We start from the raw sequence: 20592 nt of genomic DNA on the forward strand, positions 1-20592 counted from the left end.
CAGTCGACCGAATGCGCCGCGCGAAGTTTCATCATCGCCACTTTTGTCTTCCGGCGCTGCGCATCAGTTCGTGCTTCCCTTATAGTGCAGCAGCGTTGCGCTACCCTTTGAGGCAGGCGCGAACAATCGAATGCCGTGGATGAAGGACATGCTCATGCTGGATTGGAAGACCCGTACTGCTGACGTTCGCGACAGCGTCGATGACTCGGTGGACAACGTGCGCAGCTACCTGGGCGGTGGCTGGCTCGGCCGTTCGTTGCTGGTGCTGCTGGTGATCTACCTGCTGTCGACCCTGGTGGTCGGCTGGTACTGGAGCCAGGAGCCGGAGCTGTTCTCCGTGCAGCAGCGCGCCCAGCTTGCTGCGGAAAAAACCCAGCGGCCGCTGGTCAACGGCTATACCACCGTGGAGACCCTCAAGCAGGTGGCGCAGACGCTGCTCGACAAGCCGGGCGGCTACCTGTCCAACGACCTGGCCCCGCCGGGGTTGTGGCTGGACAACATGCCGAGCTGGGAATACGGCGTGCTGGTGCAGGTACGCGACCTGTCGCGGGCCCTGCGCAAGGATTTCGCCCGCTCGCAGTCGCAGTCCACCGAGGACCCTGACCTGGCCAAGGCCGAGCCGCGCTTCAACTTCGACAACAAGAGCTGGGCGCTGCCGGCCTCCGAGTCGGAGTACCGCGAGGGGATCAAGCTGCTGGAGCGTTACCAGGCGCGCCTGGCCGATCCGAGTCAGCCCAATGCGCAGTTCTTCAGCCGTGCCGACAACCTGAACAACTGGCTGGGCGATACCGCCACCCGCCTGGGCTCGCTGTCCCAGCGCCTGTCCGCCAGCGTCGGCCAGGTGCGCCTGAACATGGACCAGAAGGAAGCGGGGGCGGGCGAGGACGTGGTGCTGGTGGGCGAGGGGACCTACGAGACGCCCTGGATGCAGATCGACAACGTGTTCTACGAGGCGCGTGGTCAGGCCTGGGCGCTGTCGCACCTGCTGCGGGCGATCGAGGTGGACTTCGCCGACGTGCTGGCCAAGAAGAACGCCACGGTCAGCGTACGGCAGATCATTCGCGAGCTGGAGGCCGCCCAGGAAACCCTGTGGAGCCCGATGATCCTCAACGGCAGCGGCTACGGCCTGCTGGCCAACCACTCGCTGGTGATGGCCAATTACATCTCGCGGGCCAACGCGGCGATCATCGACCTGCGCACGCTGCTGAGCCAGGGTTGAGTGGTGTCGGTATCCGAAGCCGAGGTGGCGCACCGCGTCGCCTCCGATGCCGAGGTGATTGCCTGGGTCGATGCCGATGACCGGCTGCTCGGTGCCCTGCCGCGGGCCGAGCTGCGTGAGCGCGGCCTGATCGGTCGCGGTACCTTCATCCTCCTGTTCAACAGCGCCGGCGAACTCTGCGTGCACAGGCGCACCCTGAGCAAGGCCCTGTATCCCGGCTACTGGGACGTGGCGGCCGGCGGCATGGTGCTGGCCGATGAGAGCTACGCCGAATCGGCTGCCCGCGAGTTGGCCGAAGAACTGGGTATCGGCGGGGTCGAGCTGCGCGAGCACGAGCGCTTCTTCTTCGATCAGCTGGACAACCGCCTGTGGTGCGCGGTGTTCTCCGCGGTTTCCGATGCGCCCCTGCGGCTGCAGCCGGAGGAGGTGCTGGAGGCCCGCTTCATCGCGCCCGAGCAGGCACTCGACGAGGCGCTGGCCAAGCCCTACTGCCCGGACTCGCTGGAAGCCTTGCGGCGCTACCTGGCCGCCGTCGACCGCTGAACGGCCGGTGGCCGCCGGGTCGCAGCAGCGGCGATCGATGGCGCATTTTTGCACTTAGCATTCGCCGCCTTTGCCGTTACACTGCGCGGCCTTTTCAAGCCGGACGCCAGTCCGGTTGCGCTGCCCCTGCCAGAGTGGGGCTTCGCGGCTGATTATGATCAGCCAGTCGCTATCCTGACCCCTATGAGGAATGAGCCGGTGGTCAAGAAAGCCTCTTCATTGTCCGCCCTCGGCGGCCTGGTGTACTCCACCGACAGCGGTCGGCACTGCCCGGACTGCGCCCAGCCGGTGGACGCCTGTATCTGCAAGCAGACCCAGATTCCCGCTGGCGACGGCGTCGCCCGGGTGCGCCGCGAAAGCAAGGGGCGCGGTGGCAAGACGGTCACCACCATCAGTGGCGTGCCGTTGGCCGAACCCGCCCTCAAGGAGCTGGCCACGGCGCTGAAGAAGCGTTGCGGTTGCGGTGGCGCGCTCAAGGACGGGGTCATCGAGATCCAGGGCGAGCACGTCGAGCTGCTGCTTGAGGAACTGCACAAGCGCGGTTTCAAGGCCAAGAAATCCGGCGGTTGAACGGTCTCAAGCGTCACATCTTCTAGACTTTCCCGGCAAGTCGCCCCGTCGACGCTCGGGCCATTGTCATTTCCAGCCTCTAATCTGTACCCGTCCTGGCCGTGCCAGGGCCTCTATCGCCAGCAAGGGAGAACTCGATGTCTGCACGACGCACACGCAAAGATGACGGCAGCCAGTGGACCGTAGCGGACAGTCGCAGCGTCTACGGCATCCGCCATTGGGGCGCGGGGTATTTCGCGATCAATGAAGCGGGGCGCGTCGAGGTGCGTCCGAATGGCCCCGAGAGCACCCCGATCGACCTGTTCGCCCAGGTCGACGAGCTGCGCCAGAGCGGCCTGAGTCTGCCGCTGCTGGTGCGCTTTCCGGACATCCTGCAGGATCGTGTGCGCGGCCTGACCGGCGCCTTCGACGCCAATATCGCCCGCCTGGAGTACCAGAGCCGCTACACCGCGCTCTACCCGATCAAGGTCAACCAGCAGGAGGCGGTGGTGGAGAACATCATCGCCACCCAGAACGTCTCCATCGGCCTGGAGGCCGGTTCCAAGCCGGAGCTGCTGGCGGTGCTGGCGCTGGCGCCGAAGGGCGGCACCATCGTCTGCAACGGCTACAAGGACCGCGAGTTCATCAAGCTGGCGCTGATGGGGCAGAAGCTCGGTCACAACGTGTTCATCGTCATCGAGAAGGAATCCGAGGTGCAGCTGGTGATCGAGGAGGCGGCCGAGCTCAAGGTCGCCCCGCAGATCGGCCTGCGCGTACGGCTGTCCTCGCTGGCCTCGAGCAAGTGGGCCGACACCGGCGGCGAGAAGTCCAAGTTCGGCCTGTCGGCGGCGCAGCTGCTGTCGGTGGTCGAGCGCTTCCGTGCGGCGGGGCTGGACCAAGGCATCCGCCTGCTGCACTTCCACATGGGCTCGCAGATCGCCAACCTGGCCGACTACCAGCACGGTTTCAAGGAAGCCATCCGCTACTACGGCGAGCTGCGCGGCCTGGGCCTGCCGGTCGACCATATCGACGTCGGCGGCGGCCTGGGGGTGGACTACGACGGCACCCACTCGCGCAACGCCAGCTCGATCAACTACGACATGGACGACTACGCCGGCGTGGTGGTGGGCATGCTCAAGGAGTTCTGCGATGCCCAGGAACTGCCGCACCCGCACATCTTCTCCGAGAGCGGCCGTTCGCTGACCGCGCACCACGCCATGCTGGTGGTGCAGGTCACCGATGTGGAGAAGCACAACGACGAGGTGCCGCTGATCGAGGACAAGGCCAGCCTGCCGGAAACCGTGCAGTACCTGGTCGAGCTGCTCGGCCACACCGATATCGAGATGGTCACCGAGACCTACTGGCGCGCCACCCACTACATGAGCGACGTGGCCAGCCAGTATGCCGAGGGCAAGGTCGGCCTGCGCGAGAAGGCCCTGGCCGAGCAGTGCTACTTCGCCCTGTGCCGGCGCCTGTACAACTTGCTGAAGGCCCGCCAGCGCTCGCACCGTCAGGTACTCGACGAGCTCAACGACAAGCTCGCCGACAAATACATCTGCAACTTCTCGGTGTTCCAGAGCCTGCCGGATACCTGGGCCATCGGCCAGGTGCTGCCGATCCTGCCGCTCAACCGCCTGGACGAGGAGCCGCTGCGCCGCGCCGTGCTGCAGGACCTGACCTGCGACTCGGACGGCAAGATCAAGCAGTACGTCGATGAGCAGAGCATCGAGACCAGCCTGCCGGTGCACGAGGTACGCGAGGGCGAGGACTATCTGCTGGGGATCTTCCTGGTCGGCGCCTACCAGGAGATTCTCGGCGACATGCACAACCTGTTCGGCGACACCGACTCGGTGAACATCTACCAGAACCAGGATGGCAGCGTGTACCACGCCGGCATCGAGACCCACGACACCATCGAGGACATGCTGCGCTACGTGCACCTGTCGCCCGAGGAGCTGATGACCCACTACCGCGACAAGGTCGCCAGCGCCAAGATCAGCGCCCGTGAACGCACCCAGTTCCTCGACGCCCTGCGCCTGGGGCTGACCCGTTCGTCCTACCTGGCTTCCTGACTCGGCGTCGCATAAAAAAGCCCGGCCTCGGCCGGGCTTTTTGCGTTCGGCCGCTGGCTCAGCCGGTCACCCCGAAGCCGCGCGCCATCAGCGTCGCCAAAAACGGGATGATCAGCAGCAACAGCAGTTCCACACGGATCACCATGATCACCAGCCTGCCCTGGCGGAGGCTCGGCTGCGGCAGCTGGCCGGCCTTCAGCGCGTTGCGCCAGTTGAGGAAGACCAGGGTCGGCAGGGCCGAGAGCAGGCCGACCAGGATGAACAGGCCGAACTTGGCGAGGAACAGGCCGTTGTCCAGGTAGTAGTCCAGGCCCTTGCCGTACCAGAGCACGCGCGCCACACCGGTGGCCAGGACCAGGCCGGCGGCCAGGCCATAGGCGATGTCGATGCGCATCAGGCTGCGTGCTCGTGGCAGGTCCAGCGGCAGCTTGAACAGCTGGTGCTCCAGGCTCAGCAGGGCGAACAGCAGGAAGATCGACAGGTAGTGCAGGTAGGCGGCAATTGCCTCGGCCATGGCGGAGTCCTTTCGGGCAAGTGGTCGAATCGATGCGGGCTAGGTGGCGGGATGCCGGGCGAGCGACGCCGGTGTGGCGAACCAGCGATCCTGGCGGCTCAGGCGCACAGCATAGCCGCCCAGGCACAGGCTGCGCAGCGCCATGAAGGCGAGAAAGGCCAGCCACAGGCCATGATTGCCCAGCGGCTGCAGCCACCAGCCCAGGGCCAGACTCGGCAGCAGGGCCAGGAGCATGGCGTCGCGCATCTCGCGGGCGCGGGTGGCGCCGATGAACAGGCCGTCGAGCAGGTAGCTGGACACCGCAATCAGCGGCAGCAGGGCCAGGTAGGGCAGGTAGGCAAGTGCGGTGGCGCGCACCGGGGCGATGTCGGTCTGCAGCGCGATGAACCAGTGGCCGGCCAGCAGGAAGAACAGGGCGAAGCCCAGGCTGGCCAGCAGCGACCAGGCCCCGGCGACGATCAGGCTGCGGCGCAGGGCGGGGCGGTCGCCGGCACCGAGGGCGTGGCCGCAGAGCGCCTCGACCGCGTGGGCCAGGCCGTCCAGAGCGTGGGCGGTGAGCAGCAGACCATTGAGCAGCAGGGCGTTGGCCGCCACAGTGGCGTCGCCCAGGCGTGTGCCCTGCACGGTGATCAGGAAGAACACCGCCTGCAGCGCCAGGGTGCGGATGAAGATGTCGCGATTGACCGCCAGCAAGGGTCGCCAGTGCAGCCAACGGCGCAGCGCCGCCCAGTCGATCCGCCCGGCATAGCCGCGCAGGGTCTGCCGCGCCAGGTACAGGCCGAGCAGCGCGCCGCTCCATTCGGCGATCACCGAGGCCCAGGCCGCGCCGGCCACGCCCCATTGCAGAACGAGCACGAACAGCAGGTCGAGGGCGACGTTGAGCAGGTTGCAGGTCAGCAGGATGGCCAGCGGTCCACGGGCGTTCTGGGTGCCGAGCAGCCAGCCGATCAGGGCGTAGCTGGCCAGCGCCGCCGGCAGGCCGAACAGGCGGATCTGGAAATAGTCGCGCGCCAGCGCATCGAGGGCCGCCGAGGGCTGCATCAGGCTCAGGGCCAGGCTGGCGAAGGGCAGCGCCAGGAGGATCAGCAGCAGCGCCAGGCCGCCGCCGAGCAGCAGGCCCTGCAGCAGTATCTGGCGCAGGGCGCCGCCGTCCGCACGGCCGGCGGCCTGGGCGGCGAAGCCGGTGGTGCCCATGCGCAGAAAGCCCATGGCCCAGGTCAGCAGGGTGTAGAGGCTGCCACCGACCGCCACCGCCGCCAGCTGATGGGCGTGGGGCAGGTGGCCGACCACCGCGCTGTCGACCAGCGCCACCAGCGGCACCGACAGGTTGGACAGGATCATCGGGGCGGCCAGGTTCCAGACCCGGCGTTGGGTCGGACGGTGCTGCCAGGCATCGAGCAATGCGGACATGGAGGCTCCGGGAAAACGCCGATTATAGGGCGTCGGGTCGCCGCGGGTGTCGGCGGCCGCGTCGATAGTGCCATTTCGACTATGCCGGCTGCGGCATAGCAGCAACTGTTGCTTGGCCGCGCCGCTGCGCGGGGGCGGCCTGGCTAGACTGTAGCCAGGGACATATCTGTCATGGCCGCAGAGGAGGGTGGCCGAGGAGGTGAAACATGCATGTGGCGGAAACCCTGGTGCGCAACCTGCGGCGGGCGCACTGTCAGTTCGACCTGGTCGAGCATGAGCATTCGGCGACCAGCCTGGAGTCGGCACGCAAGGCCGGCATCTCACCGGCGCGGATGGCCAAGTCGGTGATACTCGACGACCGGCGCGGGCACTACCTGATGGCCGTGTTGCCGGCCAATCGCCAGCTGGATCTGGACAAGGTGCACAAGGGGGCCAGTCGCTGGCAGCTCAGCGGCGAGCAGAGCCTGGCCACCCTGTTCAAGGACTGCGAGCGGGGCGCGGTGCCGGCGCTGGGTGAGCTCTATGGTCTGGAGATGCTGATCGATCCGCAGCTGGCCCGGCAGCAGGATATCTACCTGGAGGCGGGCGATCACGAGAGCCTGGTGCACATGAAGGTCGAGGAGTTCTTCAAGCTGGCGCCCAACGCCGAAGTTCGCGAACTCTGCCAGTGAATCGCGGCACGCTGCTCGTCCGGCGCCGCTGGCCGGACGGGCCCGTGCCCGATCCCGCTTTGCCGGCGGCGCTTGCGTCGCCGCCGAGGGGCTCGGCTATAGTGTCTGGCCACTGCACCCGGTACCACGTTGGAGCCCGCAATGCCGAACAAAGGACTGCTTCTGGCACTTGCCCTGAGCCTGCTCAGCGCCTGTGATTCATCCACCCCCGAACCCGCCAAGGTAAGCACCTTCGAGCCACCGGCGAGCACCCCGGCTGCCGCGCCGCCGGTCGACCGCGCCGCCCTGGCCGCGCGCTACGCCGGCCGCGAACTCAAGGTGGTGGATGTTTCCGAGGTCCAGCTGGATGGCGCCAGCAGCCTGTCGGTGAGCTTCTCGGTGCCGCTGGAGCCGGAGCAGGACTTCGCCGAGCGCCTGCACCTGGTCGACAGCAAGAACGGCCGGGTCGACGGCGCCTGGGAACTGGCCGACAACCTGATGGAGCTGCACCTGCGCCACCTGGAACCGCGGCGCAAGCTGGTGCTGACGGTGGATGCCGGGCTGCGCGGGGTGAATGGCGCCGAGCTGGCCGAGGAGTACGTCAGCCGCCTGCAGACCCGCGACCTGCAGGCCAGCGTCGGCTTCGCCAGCCGCGGTTCGCTGCTGCCCACCCGCCTGGCCGAGGGCCTGCCGGTGATCGCGCTGAACGTCGATGCGGTCAACGTCGAATTCTTCCGCATCAAGCCCCAGGCCCTGCCGAAGTTCCTCAGCCAGTGGGGGCGCAGCAGCAACCTCGACACCTGGGAAGCCAGAACGCTGCTGCCGATGGCCGAGCTGGTCTACGGCGGGCGTTTCGACCTCAACCCGGCACGCAACACCCGCGAGACCCTGCTGTTGCCGATCGCCGGTCTGGAGCCGTTCAAGCAGCCCGGGGTGTACCTGGCGGTGATGCGCGAGGCGGGCAACTACGGCTATTCGCAGCCGGCCACCCTGTTCAGCCTCAGCGACATCGGCCTGTCCGCCCACCGCTATCGCCAGCGCCTGGACGTGTTCACCCAGGCCCTGGCCGGCGGCAAGGCGCTGGCCGAGGTCGAGCTGGAACTGCTCGATGGCAAGGGCCGGGTGCTGGCCAGCGGCAAGACCGACGCCGCCGGCCACGCCGAACTGCCGCTGGCGGCCAAGGCCGAGCTGCTGCTGGCCAGGCAGGGCGAGCAGACCAGCCTGCTGCGCCTCGATGGCCCGGCGCTGGATCTGGCCGAGTTCGATATCGCCGGCCCCCGCGCCCAGCCCCTGCAGTTCTTCGTGTTTGGCCCGCGCGACCTCTATCGCCCGGGCGAGACCGTGCTGCTCAACGCCCTGCTGCGCGACGCCGACGGCCGCGGGGTCCAGGCGCAGCCGGTGCATGTCGAGGTGCGCCGGCCGGATGCGCAGGTCAGCCGCAAGTTCGTCTGGCAGGCCGATGACGCCGGGCTCTATCAATACCAGCTGGCCCTGGCCGAGGAGGCGCCGACCGGGCGCTGGCAACTGCAGTTCGACCTCGGCGACGGCAAGCCGCAGCTCTATGAGTTTGCCGTCGAGGACTTCCTCCCCGAGCGTCTGGCGCTGGAACTCGAGGGCAGCGACACGCCCTTCAAACCCGGCGACAGCGCCCGCTTCACAGTGAGCGGGCGTTACCTGTACGGCGCGCCGGCCGCCGGCAACCGCCTCGGAGGACAGCTCTACGTGCGCCCGCTGCGTGAGGCGGTAGCCAGCCTGCCGGGCTACCAGTTCGGCTCGGTGACCGAGCAGGAGCTGAGCCAGGACATCGAGCTGGACGAGGTCAAGCTGGACGATCAGGGAAAGGCTAGCCTGAGCATCGACAGCCGCTGGGCGGAGGCCAGGTCGCCGTTGAAACTCATCCTCCAGGCCAGCCTGCAGGAGTCCGGGGGGCGGCCGATCACCCGCCGCTTGGTCCAGCCGGTGTGGCCGGCCGAGCGCCTGCCGGGGCTGCGCGGGCTGTTTGATGGCGAACGGGTCGATGCCGACAGCCTGGCCGAATTCGAGGTGCTGGTGGCCGACGCCGCCGGCCACAAGCTGGCCGCCGAGCAGCTCAGCGTGCGCCTGATCCGCGAGCGCCGTGACTACTACTGGAATTTCTCCGACAGCGACGGCTGGAGCTATCACTACAACGAGAAGTACCTGACCCTCAGCGAGCAGCGCCTCGACATCGCGGACGGCGCCACGGCGAAGATCGGCTTCCCGGTGGAATGGGGGCCGTACCGGGTCGAGGTGATCGACAACCAGACCGGCCTGCTCAGCAGCCTGCGCTTCTGGGCCGGCTACCGCTGGCAGGACAATGCCGACGGTGGCGCGGTGCGCCCGGACCAGGTCAAGCTGGCGCTGGACCAGCCGGCCTACGTGGAAGGTGATACGGCGCGGGTCAGGGTGACGCCGCCGGCGGCCGGCAGTGGCTACCTGCTGGTCGAATCCAGCGACGGCCCGCTGTGGTGGCGGGAAATCCAGGTGCCGGCCGAGGGCCAGAGCTTCGACATCCCCATCGCCAAGGACTGGGCGCGCCACGATCTGTATGTCAGCGCCCTGGTGATCCGCCCCGGCGAGCACCGGAGCAACGCCACGCCCAAGCGCGCGGTGGGTCTGCTCCATCTGCCGCTGCAGCGGGCGCCGCGCCAGCTGGCGTTGAACCTGAGCGCGGCCGAGCACATGCGCCCCAACCAGCCGCTGAAGGTCAGGGTGCAGGCGCGCAACGCCGACGGCAGCGTGCCCGAGCAGGTGCGGGTGCTGGTGGCCGCGGTGGACGCCGGCATCCTCAATATCACCGACTACCCGACCCCCGATCCCTTCGCCGCGCTGTTCGGGCGCAAGGCCTATGGCGCCGACCAGCTGGATGTCTACGGCCAGCTGATCGAGGCCGGCCAGGGCCGGCTGGCCAGGCTGGCCTTCGGCGGCGACGCGGCCCTGGCCGCCGGCGGCAAGCGCCCGGATACCGGCGTGCTGATAGTCGCGCTGCAGAGCCAGCCGCTGCTGCTGGATGAGCAGGGCCAAGGCGAGGTCAGCCTGGACATTCCCGACTTCAACGGCGAGCTGCGCCTGATGGCCCAGGCCTGGACCGACGAGCGCTATGGCATGGCAGAAGCCAAGACCCTGGTGGCCGCGCCGCTGATCGCCGAGCTGTCGATGCCGCGCTTCCTCGCCGGTGGCGATGAGACCCGCCTGGCGCTCGACCTCAGCAACCTGTCGGGCCAGGCGCAGCAGCTCAAGCTGCAGATCGCGGCCGAGGGCCCGCTCAGTCTGGTCGAACCCTTTGAGGCGCAGCAATCGATCGAACTGGCCGCGGGCCAGCGCAGCATCCTGCGCATTCCGGTGCGCGCCCTCGGCGGCTACGGTCAGGGCCGCATCCGGGTCGAGGTGCAGGGGCTGGCGCTGCCCGCTGAACAACTGGCGCCGCTGCGCCGCGAGTGGACCCTGGGCATCCGTCCGGCCTACCCGGCGCAGCTACGGCACTTCCGCACGGTGCTCAAGGATCAGCCCTGGCAGCTGCCGGCCGGCACCCTGGAGGCCTTCGAGCCGGCAGGGCGCGAGGCGCTGCTGGCGCTGTCCAGCCGTCCGCCGCTGAACCTCGGCGAGCAGATCCGCGCGCTCAAGGCCTACCCCTACGGCTGCCTGGAACAGACCACCAGCGGCCTCTACCCGTCGCTGTATGCCGACGCCGCCAGTCTCGAACGCCTGGGCCTGAAGGCCGAGCCGGACGCGCAGCGCCGCCGCTCGATCGAGCTGGGCATCGAGCGCCTGCTGGGCATGCAGCGGCACAACGGCGGTTTCGGCCTGTGGGGCGCCGATGGCGACGAGGAGTACTGGCTGACGGCCTATGTCACCGACTTCCTCCTGCGCGCCCGCGAGCAGGGCTTCGGCGTGCCGCCCGAGGCGCTGAAGAAGGCCAGCGAGCGCCTGCTGCGCTACCTGCAGGAGCGCCACCTGATCGAGGTCGACTACAGCGATGACGCCAGTCACAGTCGCTTCGCCGTGCAGGCCTACGCCGGCTATGTGCTGGCGCGCAGCCGGCAGGCGCCGCTCGGCGCGCTGCGCAGTCTGTTCGAGCGTCGCCAGGATGCCCAGTCCGGCTTGCCGCTGGTGCACCTGGCCATCGCCCTGCAGCAGATGGGCGATGCGCCGCGGGCCGAACAGGCCCTGGCCGCCGGCCTGGCGCGCAGCCGCGACAATCGCCACTGGCTGGGCGACTATGGCAGCGCCCTGCGCGACCAGGCGCTGATCCTCGCCTTGCTGGAAGAGCATGACCTGGCCGCAGGCCGTCGCGAGGAGCGTCTGTTCGTCCTGGCCGACGAAGTCGCCAGCCAGCGCTGGCTGTCGACCCAGGAGCGCAACGCCCTCTACCTGGCCGGGCGCAAGCTGCTCGACAAGCCCGAGTCGGCCTGGCAGGCCGAACTGCACAGCGGCGCCTTGGCCTTCGCGCTGAGCAATGCCCAGCCGGGGATCAAGCTGGACGGCGGCGAGCTGGCCGCGCCGCTGAGCCTGAGAAATGCCGGCGACGAGCCGCTGTACCAGCAGCTGACCCTGTCCGGTTACCCGGTCGAGCCACCGGCCGCCGGCGGCGACAACCTGAGGATCTTCCGCGAGTACCTGGGCATGGATGGTCGGCCGCTGGACCTCAAGGCGCTGCGCAGCGGCGAGCTGGTGCTGGTGCACCTGATGGTCGAAGCCAAGCAGCGGGTGCCGGACGCGCTGGTGGTCGACCTGTTGCCGGCCGGCCTGGAACTGGAGAACCAGAACCTGGCGCAGAGCGCCGCCAGCCTGGCGGACGCCAGCGCCGCGGTGAAGGACTGGCAGAAGGCGATGAGTCATGCACGGATCAAGCACCAGGAGTTCCGCGGCGACCGCTACGTCGCGGCACTGGACGTCAACGGCTACGACAGCAGCCACCTGCTGTACCTGGCCCGCGCCGTCACCCCCGGCAGCTACCGGGTGCCGCCGCCACAGGTGGAGTCGATGTACCGGCCCAACTGGCAGGCTCTCGGTGAATCGCCGGGGCGGCTGGTGGTCGAGGAGCGCCGCTGATCAAGGCGGGGGCGGTTTGTGGGAGCGGCTTCAGCCGCGAAAAGTCGCGGCTGGATCCGCTCCCTCCTCTTCACGCCAGGGTGCCGCCAAACTGGCGCCCCTTGCTAGCGGATCAGTCCGCCGAGCAGCCACAGGCCAAGCAGCAGCCAGATGATCCCGACGAAGATCGAACGGCGCATAAAGGCGCGCACGGCGGTGTAGAGCAGCAGCAGGCCGATCACCAGCACCACGACGCCGAGCAGCGAGGGGGTGATGCCCAGGGCCTTGGACATGCCATTGATAAAACCGCCGACCGCGTCGCCCAGCAGGCCGAAGAAACCGCTCAGCGACTCGACGATAAAACGTATGACCGAGCCGAACGCCTGGCCGAGCCACTCGAAAAAACCTTCTACCCGCATCTGACCGTTCCTATCCGCCTAACGCCTGCAAGGGGGCTTAGCCGCCTTCTCCGGCAAAGGGCGTTAGTGTGCCATCTCTAGGACGGGCTCGCAGGTGGTTTGGCCAAAGCGTTGGCGTCTTGCCTGGAGGTGCATGCAAGTGGGGTTAGGCCTGCTCGTTGGCACAAGGCAACCCGCAGGGCTGTTTGCCTGCGGCAAAAAGAAGGGTGCAAGGCCGCAATGGCACCTGCACCCCGATTGGGAAGCGGCTTTCGCCGCGAGATTTATGGCGCGCTGACCAGTGAGGTGACGTTGATCAGCATGGATTGGCCAAGCGACACATAGTCCGGCTCCAACATCGGGGAACCGGGCTCTGCGGTGGCCAGTGCCTCTTCCTCCAGTCGGCAGGCCTCGATGGCGGCCGGAAGCAGGGCCGCAATCGCGTCCTCCACGTTGGGCTCAAGGCCGTAGGCGTTGTCGATCGCCGCCTGGGCCTCGTCGAAGTTCGCATCGCAATGATTGGCCAGTGCCGGGCCGGCCAGCAGCATCGCCACAACTGCCCAGACATAAGTTGAAAGCTTGTTCATGACTTATACCTCCTGGGTTGGCCGGCTAGTTGGTGTCGGCGCAGATGGCGTAGACAGTTGCGGTGATTTGGGTCGCATTGCCTGACTTATTCAACGTCGCTGTCCAACTCGTATTGCTTGCTGGGTAGCTTTGATTGACCTGCCAGGTGCTGCTGGAGCTGTAGCTCACTCCCCCGCCAAGCACCTTCTTGGCCACGCTGCTGCAGGTTGCCGTGCAGCTAATGGCGGTGGTGTTATCGGTGCAGTTGTTTGTCCTGTACTCCCAGGCGGCCAGGCCAGTAGGGCCTTGGATGCCTTGGATGCCTTGGTCGCCTTTATCGCCTTTGTCGCCTTTCGCACCTGTTGCGCCAACGTCGCCTTGCGGCCCCTGCGCTCCGGTATCGCCTTGTGGGCCAGTCGCGCCAGTATCGCCCTTGTCGCCTTGTGGCCCTTGCGGTCCGGTATCGCCTTGGGGGCCTTGTGGGCCAGTCGCGCCGGTATCGCCCTTGTCGCCTTGTGGCCCTTGCGGTCCGGTATCGCCTTGGGGACCTTGTGCGCCAGTCGCGCCAGTCGCGCCAGTCGCGCCAGTCGCGCCAGTCGCGCCAGTCGCGCCAGTCGCGCCAGTATCGCCCTTGTCGCCTTGTGGCCCTTGCGGTCCGGTATCGCCTTGGGGGCCTTGTGCGCCAGTCGCGCCAGTCGCGCCAGTATCGCCCTTGTCGCCTTGTGGCCCTTGCGGTCCGGTATCGCCTTGGGGACCTTGTGGGCCAGTCGCGCCAGTATCGCCCTTGGGCCCTTGCGGTCCCGCCGGCCCAGTCGCGCCGATATCGCCCTTGGTGCCAGGGCATTTGCCGCCGACGCCATGTTCGCAGTCCCACACTCGCTGCTCGAGCGCGCCGAGTCCGCCTTTAAGGTTGGCAATGCTATGGGCTGGGTCGTGATCGGCCAGCACCTGACCGCTCAGTCCGAGCAGCGCCGCCGACAGCAGGGTGGCTGGGAAGAGCATTCTGGGCTGACGAAATAGCGGAATCGCTGCAGCCAGTGAGCCGCGCGACGAGGATTGTCCTTTGCTGCTGTGCTGCGAACCCTGTGGGTTGTGGTATCCCATGATTGCTGTCCTGCCCGGTAAAAGAGCGCTCCTCTCCTACTCGTCAGACCATTCCGCAGCGCTGCTCCCTGTGTGGGGCTGCTCGGCCCCAGCTGGAAGCCCCGATCGGCGCTTCCAGCTTTCGCGGTATCCTGTGATCCCTGGTTTGGAGTCCTGAGGCTTGGGTTGAGGCCGATGCTTTGGTGTGCTGACCCAGGAGAACGGCCCATATCAGCCTGGTGTCAGTTTGATATGGGTTTAGGTCGGCGCCGGGGTGTTGTAAAGGCGGTGAAACAGTGGAAACGAGTTTTCCGACAGAATTCCGACGATCGGCTGGATTTGCTTAAAAGTTGATCAATAGACAAAAATGTACCGCCAAACTAATGACTTTCTCGTGCGCTGTTACTGTCGCGGCGCTATTAGGAAATAGTCGTTTAATTACAGCATCTTAGAAGGATGTTTAAGTGCCGGAAGGAAGGCGAGAAGCCCTGTTAACCTGGATACGTCCTCGGCAGCGAATTGTCACACTACCGTTACTGTTTCTGGCGCTCGTCATGCTCGCGGACCGCCTGTTTCCCCTGCCGCTGCCGGAGGACGACCTGGCCCGGGTGGTACTGGCCGAGGACGGCACGCCGCTGTGGCGCTTCGCCGATCGCGATGGAGTGTGGCGCTACCCGGTGACCCCGGTCGAGGTCTCACCCTATTACCTGGAAGCGCTGCTGAGCTACGAGGATCGCTGGTTCTACCAGCATCCGGGGGTCAATCCGTTGTCCCTGGCGCGGGCCGCCTGGCAGAACCTCAGTGGCGGGCGCGTGGTGTCCGGCGGCAGCACCCTGTCGATGCAGGTGGCGCGCCTGCTCGACCCCCACGGGCGCAGCCTGCCCGGCAAGCTCAAGCAACTGTGGCGCACCCTGCAGCTGGAGTGGCACCTGTCCAAGGACGAGATTCTCACCCTCTACCTCAATCGGGCGCCCTACGGCGGCACCCTGCAGGGGGTGGCGGCGGCCAGTTGGAGCTACCTGGGCAAGTCGCCGGCCAGCCTGACCCGCGCCGAGGCGGCCCTGCTCGCGGTGTTGCCACAGGCGCCGAGCCGGCTGCGTCCGGACCGCCATCCCGAGCGCGCCCAGGCCGCGCGGGACAAGGTGCTGGCACGCCTGGCCGACTTCCAGGTATGGCCGCAGGAGGCGATCGAGGATGCCCTGGAGGAACCGGTGCTGCTGGCGCCGCGCCAGCAACCGCGCCTGGCACCGCTGCTGGCGCGGCGATTGAACCGCCCCGGCAGTCCGCCGGTGATCCGCACCACAATCGACGCCGCCCTGCAGCGCCGCCTGGAAGAGCTGCTGCTGGGCTGGCGAGCGCGCCTGCCGGAGCGGACCTCGGCGGCGATCCTGGTGGTCGAGCAGCCGAGCATGGCGGTGCGCGCCTACCTCGGCTCGGTGGATATCGGCGACGCCCGGCGCTTCGGCCATGTCGACATGGTCCGCGCCCTGCGCTCGCCCGGCTCGACCCTCAAGCCCTTCCTCTACGGCAAGGCCCTGGATGCCGGGCTGATCCATTCCGAATCCCTGCTGCAGGACGTGCCGCGGCGCTACGGCGACTACCGTCCCGGCAACTTTTCCAGCGGCTTCAGCGGTGCGGTATCGGCCAGTCAGGCGCTTGCGACCTCGCTCAACCTGCCGGCGGTGCAGTTGCTCGAGGCCTACGGGCCAAAGCGTTTCGCCGGCGAACTGCGCGCGGCCGGGGTGCCGCTGGCCCTGCCGCCGCTGGCCGAGCCGAACCTGGCGCTGATCCTCGGTGGCGCCGGCAGCAGCCTGGAGGACCTGGTCAGCGGTTACAGCGCCTTCGCCCGCGGCGGCCAGGTCGCTCGCCTGCGCTTCCAGCCACAGGATCCGCTGTACCAGCGGCGCCTGCTGTCGCCGGGGGCGGCCTGGATCATCCGCCGTATCCTCGGCGGCCAGGCGCGCCCGGATCGTGACCCGCGGGCGCAGTTGGTGCAGCGCCCCAGCCTGGCCTGGAAGACCGGTACCAGCTACGGCTTCCGCGATGCCTGGGCCATCGGCGTGGCGCCGCGGCATGTCATTGGGGTGTGGATCGGCCGCCCGGACGGCACCCCGGTGCCCGGCCAGTTCGGCCTGGCCTCGGCCGCGCCGCTGTTGCTGCAGGTGCATGACCTGCTGGTCAACCGCGACAGCCAGCGCGGCCTCGCTGCGCCGGCCGATCCGCAGCCGACCGAGGTCGGCGTGGCGGCGATCTGCTGGCCGCTGGGCCAGCCGTTGGACAAGGATGACCCCAACTGCCGGCGCCAGCGCTTCGCCTGGACCCTGGCCGGTACCACACCGCCGACTCTGCAGGGCGAGGACCAGCCGCTGGGCCTGGGGCTGCAGGAAGCCTACTGGCTCAACCAGCGGGGCCTGCGGGTGGGCGCCGGCTGTCCCGGCGCCCGCGCCTACCCGCTGGCGCTGTGGCCGGCGCCGCTGGAGCCCTGGCTGCCGCGCCGCGAGCGGCGCAGTGCGCGGTTGCCGGCGGTCGATCCGGCCTGCCCGCCGCCGCAGCTGGCGCAGGCCGCGCCGCTGGCGATCGTCGGTGTCAGCGATGGCGACCGCCTGCAGCGTCCGGCCGGCAGCGCCGCCGCCTTGCGCCTGCGCCTCTCGGCCCTGGGCGGCAGCGGACGGCGCTGGTGGTTCGTCGACGGCCAGCCGATCGCCGAGACCGGCGCCGGTGCCGAGTTCGACCACGCCTTCACGCGCAGCGGCCAGTACCAGCTCAGCGTGCTGGACGAGAGCGGGCAGACCGCGCGGCTGGTGTTCAGCGTGCGCGACTAGGACTCACAGCAGCCCCAGGCGCTTGGCCAGGCGGTTGAGGTTGGCCCGGTCGACCCCCAGTTCGCGGGCGACCTCGGCCCATTTGCCTTGGTGGCGGGCCAGGCTCTGGTTGATCAGCTGTTTCTGGTAGTCATCCAAGCGTGCGCGCAGGGGCGCGGCGGGTTGCTCGTCGGCGACCGGATCGCTCGGCGCGCCGGGCGCGAGCGAGGGTTCTTCGAGGCCGAGGTGCGCCGGCTCCAGGGTGAGGATGCGCGGGCGCTCCTGGTGGCCGGCCAGGGCCTTGAGTACGGCGCGGTCGATCAGGTGCTCGAGTTCACGGACGTTGCCCGGCCAGCCGTAATCGAGCAGGGCGCGCTGGCTGGGCGGACTGAGGCGCAGGCTGCGCAGGCCCAGGCGGGTGCGGTTTTCTTCGAGGAAGTAGCCGGCCAGCAGGAGGATGTCGCGGCCGCGCTCGCGCAGTGGCGGTACGTGCAGCGGGTAGACGCTGAGGCGGTGATAGAGGTCGGCGCGAAAGCGCCCGGCGCGTACCTCCTCGGCCAGGTCGCGGTTGGTGGCGGCGATGATGCGCACGTCGACATGGTGCTCGCGGTCCGAGCCGACCCGCTGCAGCTGGCCGCTCTGCAGCACGCGCAGCAGCTTGGCCTGGATCGGCAGGGCCAGCTCGCCGATCTCGTCGAGGAACAGCGTGCCGCCGTTGGCCAGCTCGAACTTGCCGCTGCGTTCGCCGACGGCGCCGGAGAAGGCGCCCTTGACGTGGCCGAACAGCTCGCTTTCGACCAGGGTGTCGGGCAGCGCCGCACAGTTCAGGCTGATCAGCGGTTTCTTCGCCCGCGGCGAACTCAGGTGCAGGGCCTCGGCGACCAGCTCCTTGCCGACCCCGGTTTCGCCGGTGATCAGCACGGTCAGGGCGCTGTTGCCGACCAGCTGGATTTCCTCCAGCAGCTGCTTGTGGTTGGCGGTCTGGCCGATCATCTCGCGTGGCTGGCGACCGTCGGCGGCGCGCTTGTAGACCTCGACCAGCTGGCGCTGGTCCTCGGCGTTGCGTGCCAGCAGGCTGATTCGTTCGCTGGCCATCACCGTGGCGGCGGCCAGGCTGGCGAAGGCCTCGAGATTATCCAAGTCGACGCTGCCGAAGCTGGCCGGGTCGAGGGCGTCGAGGGTCAGCAGGCCCCAGGGCTTGTCCTGCACGTAGAGTGGGCAGCCGAGGCAGTCGTGGATCGCCAGGTGGCCCTGGTGGCCCTCGACCAGGCCGTCGTAGGGATCGGGCAGGCCGCAGTCGATGGCGAAGCGGGTCGGTCCGCGTTGCTCGAGCAGCTTGCGCAGGCGCGGGTGGTGTTCGACCTTGAAGCGCCGGCCGAGGGTATCGGGGCTCAGGCCCTCGACCGACAGCGGCACCAGGGTATCGCCCTCGAGCTTGAGCAGCGCCACGGCATCGCAGGGCAGCAGCTGGCGTAGCGCGCGCAGCAGGCGTCGGTAGCGTTCCTGGTCGGGCAGGTCGCGCGACAGGTCGGCGACCAGGGGGATCAGGGCGAGCAGCAAGGGGTTGGTCATAACGACGCTCGTCTAGTCATAAGGACTCGATAATTTCGAGTCATGATGACTCTTTGTGTTTTCAAGTAATTGATTTATATGAAAATGAAATTTGGCACGGAAACTGACTCTGTACTTGCGTCGATAACCTAACACGCAAGGAAACCACCATGAAACGATTCTCCGTCATCAGTCTCACGTTGCTGCTTAGCGTTCGCTTGGCGCTGGCCGCCGAAGTGCTTGCCGAGCAGGCCGATCACACCGCCGGGCAGGTGTTCGGTGGCCTGGGGGGAGTGCTGCTCGGTGGCGCCGCCGGCGGCCCCGTCGGTGCGCTGGCCGGTGCGGCCCTGGGCGCCTGGGCGGGTGCGGGGGCGCAGGGCGCCGCGGGGCTCAGCGAGACGGCCTATCGGGTCCGGGGCGATGATGGCCGCGAGCGCCTGGTGCGTTCGCCCAGGCTGCAGTTCCAGCCCGGTGAGCGGGTAAGCATCCGCGGCCGGCGCCTGGCGCCTTCCGAGCACTGAGGCGAGGCCTGTCGCCCGGCCCTGTCGCGCCGCCTTATTGTCCGGGGCCGATGGTCACGGATGACGCGTAGTGGGTGGTGCGCGGTACTTGTGGAGGATGGCCCGCCACGCCGGATCGCTGTGCATCTGCTCGATGATCGGCAGCAGGTAGGCCTGCACCTGCGGCATGTCCTGGGGAATCAGGATGCGCCGCTCGAAGACGTCGTGGGGTACGGGCGAGACGTACAGACGGCCCAGCTTGGGGTCCACGGCCGTCAGGTAGTCCAGGGTCGAGCGGCTGATGATGCCGACATCCACCCGGCCCTTGAGGATCATCTGCAGGACCTCGCGTTCGCCGGCGGTATTGCTCCTGAGAATCTCGCCGGCGTCGACCAGCTGGTCGATGCCCGCGTAGGAAAAACCCAGCACCCCGGCCAGGCGCATGCCGCTCAGCGAGTGTGGGTCGCTGTAGTTGAAGTGCAGGCTGGGCAGGGAAACGATCTCGTCCTGGTCGTGGAAGATGCCCGGGGTCCACAGGTAGTTCTGCTCGAGCGGATCATCGAACCAGGCCGGGGTCACGCCGATCACCATGCCTTCGAGTAGCTGGCGGTCCAGGTCGTGCTCCAGACGATTGCGTGGCAGGAACTCGGTGTGGAAGTGGTAGCGCTCGCCTTTGCTGTTCAGGTAGGCGGCGAAGTCGTAATAGAGGCCCTGGCGCTGCTGAAGGTCGACGATGAACGGCGGCTTCAGGTGATAGGCGTAGATCGTCACCAACTGGCTGTCGGGCGGCCGGGCCTGGGCCATACAGCTGGCGCACAACAGCAGAATGCCAAGCAGGGTTGCCTTCATCGTCTACTCGCGGGTGCGGCTGTCGGGCGGCCAGCGGAGCGGGCCGCCGGTGACGCAGTTGCAGGAAGTCGCGCGACGCAGGCGTCGCGCCCCGCCGGGCGGGTGAGTCGGGTCGCTACAGAGTGCTGGGCGCGGGCGCCAGCCGTCAAGCCGGGCAAACAGCCTGTGGCGGCCGCTCGGCGTTTGAACCGGCTGACAAAGCCTTGTGTACGGCGCTGGTAGTGCGCCTGAAAATCTCGCCGGCAGTCGACCCACTGCTCGCTGCCCGCGCAGGCAGCCCCCGTACCTCGGCCAGGTGTATGCCGCTCAGTCGCAGGGGTAGGCCTCGGCCAGCGCCTGGGCGATCACGTCCGAGGCGGGAGCCTGCTGCGCCGGCGGATGCGCTGCCACCCAGTCGACGAACAGCCGCACCGAGCGATCGATATCGGCGTCCGCCGGCAGGCAGGCCCGGAATCCGTTTACCCGGTCCTGGACGAGCACGTCCTGCACGGCGTGAAGGTAGATATGGCAGACGATGACGGCCAGGTTGGTCGTCAGCTGGCACTGGCCTGCCAGTTCGCCGGCCGTCCGCGAAGCGCCTGCCAGCGCGGCTGGCGGCAGCAGCAGGGTCGCCACCAGCGTGGCGACGAGCCTGCATTTGTGATCTTTCATGGCTCGCTCCCGGTTGTGCGGATTGCCCCGCACGAATGCGCGGCTATGCAGCCACCGGATGCCGGCGGCCTGGTTGCTCCCCCAGGGGATTATTGTCGCACCGGCTCGGGCGTGGCGCCCGGATGGCGAGGACCCGTCCGCTGAACGGCGGTGGCGGGCACGCCAGCGCGACGGCTGCGTGGTCCG

The 20592-nt window shown here is 68.1% G+C and carries 16 protein-coding genes; 8 read left to right on the top strand and 8 right to left on the bottom strand.

The genetic code is table 11. The features are described from left to right. Positions 1-154 precede the first annotated feature (154 nt). From AB5S05_RS05725 to speA, 4 genes are all read left to right on the top strand, one after another. On the top strand, positions 155-1219 hold the full coding sequence (locus AB5S05_RS05725; RefSeq protein ID WP_369286778.1) for a DUF2333 family protein: 1065 nt from the start codon (positions 155-157) through the stop codon (positions 1217-1219). A 3-nt stretch (positions 1220-1222) separates the two neighbouring features. Further along, positions 1223-1762 carry an NUDIX hydrolase gene (locus AB5S05_RS05730; protein WP_438943547.1) on the top strand — a complete coding sequence of 180 codons (540 nt, stop codon included), beginning with the start codon at positions 1223-1225 and terminating at the stop codon, positions 1760-1762. 198 nt (positions 1763-1960) lie between these two features. Then, positions 1961-2332, top strand: coding sequence for a translation initiation factor Sui1 (locus AB5S05_RS05735; RefSeq protein ID WP_369286530.1), 372 nt, complete (start codon positions 1961-1963; stop codon positions 2330-2332). 137 nt (positions 2333-2469) lie between these two features. Continuing rightward, positions 2470-4383 carry an arginine decarboxylase gene (speA, locus tag AB5S05_RS05740; protein ID WP_369286531.1) on the top strand — a complete coding sequence of 638 codons (1914 nt, stop codon included), beginning with the start codon at positions 2470-2472 and terminating at the stop codon, positions 4381-4383. Between the two features lie 58 nt (positions 4384-4441). Here the strand turns inward: speA and AB5S05_RS05745 are convergent, their stop codons facing one another. Both AB5S05_RS05745 and AB5S05_RS05750 read right to left on the bottom strand, forming a co-directional pair. Continuing rightward, complete coding sequence (locus AB5S05_RS05745; protein WP_369286532.1) at positions 4442-4897, bottom strand: DUF2214 family protein; 456 nt, start codon at positions 4895-4897, stop codon at positions 4442-4444. A 39-nt stretch (positions 4898-4936) separates the two neighbouring features. Then, positions 4937-6307, bottom strand: coding sequence for an MATE family efflux transporter (locus tag AB5S05_RS05750; protein WP_369286533.1), 1371 nt, complete (start codon positions 6305-6307; stop codon positions 4937-4939). Positions 6308-6513: 206 nt separating this feature from the next. Between AB5S05_RS05750 and AB5S05_RS05755 the strand changes: the two genes are divergently transcribed. Both AB5S05_RS05755 and AB5S05_RS05760 read left to right on the top strand, forming a co-directional pair. Then, entirely contained in the window at positions 6514-6978 is a 465-nt protein-coding gene (locus AB5S05_RS05755; RefSeq protein WP_369286534.1) for an aminoacyl-tRNA deacylase, read from the top strand. A gap of 141 nt (positions 6979-7119) precedes the next feature. Next, positions 7120-12027, top strand: coding sequence for an alpha-2-macroglobulin family protein (locus tag AB5S05_RS05760; RefSeq protein WP_369286535.1), 4908 nt, complete (start codon positions 7120-7122; stop codon positions 12025-12027). A gap of 104 nt (positions 12028-12131) precedes the next feature. Here AB5S05_RS05760 and AB5S05_RS05765 read toward each other — a convergent pair whose 3' ends face one another. The 3 genes from AB5S05_RS05765 to AB5S05_RS05775 all read right to left on the bottom strand — a co-directional run bounded on the left by AB5S05_RS05765 (position 12132) and on the right by AB5S05_RS05775 (position 14075). Beyond that, positions 12132-12425, bottom strand: coding sequence for a hypothetical protein (locus AB5S05_RS05765; RefSeq protein ID WP_369286536.1), 294 nt, complete (start codon positions 12423-12425; stop codon positions 12132-12134). 263 nt (positions 12426-12688) lie between these two features. After that, positions 12689-12991, bottom strand: coding sequence for a hypothetical protein (locus AB5S05_RS05770; RefSeq protein WP_369286537.1), 303 nt, complete (start codon positions 12989-12991; stop codon positions 12689-12691). Between the two features lie 25 nt (positions 12992-13016). Continuing rightward, entirely contained in the window at positions 13017-14075 is a 1059-nt protein-coding gene (locus AB5S05_RS05775; protein ID WP_369286538.1) for a collagen-like domain-containing protein, read from the bottom strand. Between the two features lie 533 nt (positions 14076-14608). Between AB5S05_RS05775 and pbpC the strand changes: the two genes are divergently transcribed. Then, positions 14609-16876 carry a peptidoglycan glycosyltransferase PbpC gene (gene pbpC, locus AB5S05_RS05780; RefSeq protein ID WP_369286539.1) on the top strand — a complete coding sequence of 756 codons (2268 nt, stop codon included), beginning with the start codon at positions 14609-14611 and terminating at the stop codon, positions 16874-16876. Positions 16877-16879: 3 nt separating this feature from the next. Here the strand turns inward: pbpC and norR are convergent, their stop codons facing one another. Beyond that, entirely contained in the window at positions 16880-18427 is a 1548-nt protein-coding gene (gene norR, locus AB5S05_RS05785) for a nitric oxide reductase transcriptional regulator NorR (RefSeq protein ID WP_369286540.1), read from the bottom strand. A 149-nt stretch (positions 18428-18576) separates the two neighbouring features. On the opposite strand from norR, the gene AB5S05_RS05790 reads away from it, so the two are divergent. Beyond that, positions 18577-18927, top strand: coding sequence for a hypothetical protein (locus tag AB5S05_RS05790; RefSeq protein WP_369286541.1), 351 nt, complete (start codon positions 18577-18579; stop codon positions 18925-18927). 54 nt (positions 18928-18981) lie between these two features. Here AB5S05_RS05790 and AB5S05_RS05795 read toward each other — a convergent pair whose 3' ends face one another. Together AB5S05_RS05795 and AB5S05_RS05800 are read right to left on the bottom strand one after the other, a co-directional pair. Then, on the bottom strand, positions 18982-19755 hold the full coding sequence (locus AB5S05_RS05795) for a substrate-binding periplasmic protein (protein ID WP_369286542.1): 774 nt from the start codon (positions 19753-19755) through the stop codon (positions 18982-18984). Positions 19756-20061: 306 nt separating this feature from the next. Continuing rightward, positions 20062-20406 (bottom strand): Rap1a/Tai family immunity protein, encoded by a 345-nt coding sequence (locus tag AB5S05_RS05800; RefSeq protein ID WP_369286543.1) that lies wholly within the window; start codon positions 20404-20406, stop codon positions 20062-20064. Positions 20407-20592 lie beyond the last annotated feature (186 nt).

Source organism: Pseudomonas zhanjiangensis (assembly GCF_041027545.1).
Classification (GTDB): domain Bacteria; phylum Pseudomonadota; class Gammaproteobacteria; order Pseudomonadales; family Pseudomonadaceae; genus Aquipseudomonas; species Aquipseudomonas zhanjiangensis.